Annotated in this window: 2 protein-coding genes and 1 pseudogene; 1 reads left to right on the forward strand and 2 read right to left on the reverse strand. The window is 45.6% G+C overall.

From position 1 onward, the window contains the following. Window positions 1-105: IS3 family transposase (locus BOW52_RS16715; protein WP_135622612.1), on the forward strand; the 105-nt coding region annotated here is incomplete at its 5' end. Window positions 106-416: 311 nt separating this feature from the next. Here BOW52_RS16715 and BOW52_RS16720 read toward each other — a convergent pair. Further along, window positions 417-1,421, reverse strand: coding sequence for a hypothetical protein (locus BOW52_RS16720; protein WP_078485217.1), 1,005 nt, complete (start codon window positions 1,419-1,421; stop codon window positions 417-419). A gap of 142 nt (window positions 1,422-1,563) precedes the next feature. Continuing rightward, window positions 1,564-2,204: pseudogene (locus BOW52_RS16725) on the reverse strand (IS3 family transposase); the annotation flags it as partial.

Genomic DNA, 2,204 nt, shown 5'->3' on the forward strand with positions numbered 1-2,204 from the left:
ATCTTCGACTACATCGAAGTGTTTTATAATCGTCGGCGCAGACACAGCTATTTAGGCCACATCAGCCCGGAACAGTTTGAGTTGGAACGGTGTGGAAATGCTTGAGTGTCTACGGCGTCGGGGGAAGTCCACACTGCTTCTCCCATGCTTTAAATTAAACTATAGGAGTGTCTATGGGTATGAGGGAAGTCCAGATGGCAAAATTAGGTTGAGTGTCCACGGGAATGAAGGGAGTCCATATGTCATTCAAATCGGGGAGTCGCTATTTTTGCGGAAGCTTGTTTTGGGCATCCAAGCCCAAGCAAGCGGCAAATACTTAACGCGACCGTTTATGCCTACGGCGCCCCTCAACTACGAATAGGCAGACGGCGTCGACTATCGGGGACTAACCGCCCTCACTTCGCTCTCCATGGCGGTCAGCAGCCGCTGTTCAGAAGAATATTTAACCTACGAAATATCTGAACTCTACTTTGCAAGCGCGTTGGCTGGCAACTCCCTCTAGTACAATTACCTAATTTACACCACATATTATTTAGATACTTGTTCATCGCCTGAATATGAAAATTTATGGTGGAGACTGACCTGTGATTGACCCTTGAAACTTCAGCTGCTGTCATGGCACCCATGCTGTTAGTTCCAATATAGTACTTACATACATGCCAAAAAGTATTAGGCGTGATAATTGATGAGTCAGGGAACAACATATCAAACGTCACATTTGCGCCTAAAGGGATATCATGCGCTACCAATATAACGTTTGCTGCCTCTTTCATTAAACCATACGTGGCAATGTGGATCTTGTGAAGTATATCATTAAACGAACTAAGCATTTCATCTTCCCAATTTGATGAGCACGCCGAACAAATAGGCCTTCTGTGAAGGCTTATGCTTATATAGGTCGAATATTCGTTGGACGTCGTGACAATCTCCATATGGCGATGCTTTTCGTCACTCACCTCAGATAAATCTGGAAACAGTTTGCTGATCAATTTTTCATCAACTCTTTTGTTTGCTTTGCACGTACATGTCTTTGAGCTACTTGACCAATCATCATCGCAATTATTGAAACAGGACTTTGATCTTAACGCCTCATATTCTCGTGCTGTTTTTTCCACTTTAATTAATTCAGTTAAAGTAAGTGATTCAAGCGCACCTCCGGGTAGTTCTTTATCCCTTATTAAGACAGCGAATTGGTGCTTAAGGACGTTGTCGTTCACAAGCAATAAATGCACCGTCATTACTGGGGCTGCCCAGTGATCTTTATTCCGACTAAGCGCGGAATTATTTTGCGCGCTCAAAAGCGTTTCAATTGATCTCGACGCTACATTTTTCAAATAATCTTCATGTTTTTTAATTTTCCCCGGACTATCGAAAAACAAGTAGACCTGGTGTCTATCGATTTTGTGGCAAATCATCTTCATTTTCTATTTCCATGATTGATTGGTGTAAGTGACCGTATGATATCTATCTGACATCTTCGTTCAATCATTTAAAGTGGCTTTTAAATAAACATATTTATCTTGAGAATTATAGAACTGTCGCCTAAAGCATTAGGGGAAGCCCAATGCCCTGTTTTGCCTCTTCGAATGAGTTGTACCCTAACTTTGGGATCCACTCGGTTTGCAAGCTTCTATAAAATCGCTCCATCGGTGAGTTGTTCCAGCAGTTACCCTGTCGGCTCATACTTTGGGTTACCTGGTATCGCCAAAGCTGCTGTCGAAATGCCAAGCTTGTGTACTGACAACCCTGGGCCGAATGAAAAATCACACCCTGTGGTTTGCCACGTGACTCATAAGCCATAGTCAGCGCCTTTTTTGTCAGCTCACTGTTGGGCGTAAGTGATAACGCCCAACCAACAGGTTTACGCGAAAACAGGTCGGGCACCATCGCCAGATAGGCCCAGTGTTTGCCGCTCCAGACGTAGGTAATATCACCTGCCCAGGCTTGGTTGGGTGCTTGCGTATCGAACCGACGCTCCAGCCGGTTGGGAACACCGATGTGGGGCTGTTCTACCTTTTTGTAGCGGTGTTTCGGCTGTTGGCTGCTAACCAGCCCCAATTCCACCATACGCCTACCGGCTCGATGAAGCGGCGCAATGGGACTCCCTCGCTGACCGCCATGGATAGCGAAGCGAAGGCGGTTAGTCCGCGATAGTCGACGCCGTCTGCCTATTCGTAGTTGAGAGCGCGAGCGAACGACGAAGA

The sequence above is a fragment of the Solemya pervernicosa gill symbiont genome (genome assembly GCF_002020875.1).
In the GTDB taxonomy this organism is placed as follows: Bacteria; Pseudomonadota; Gammaproteobacteria.

Excerpts from the sequence above, each read along its gene's own strand:
- BOW52_RS16720 (WP_078485217.1), bottom strand. The coding sequence starts at position 1,421 with ATGAAGATGATTTGCCACAAAATCGATAGACACCAGGTCTACTTGTTT.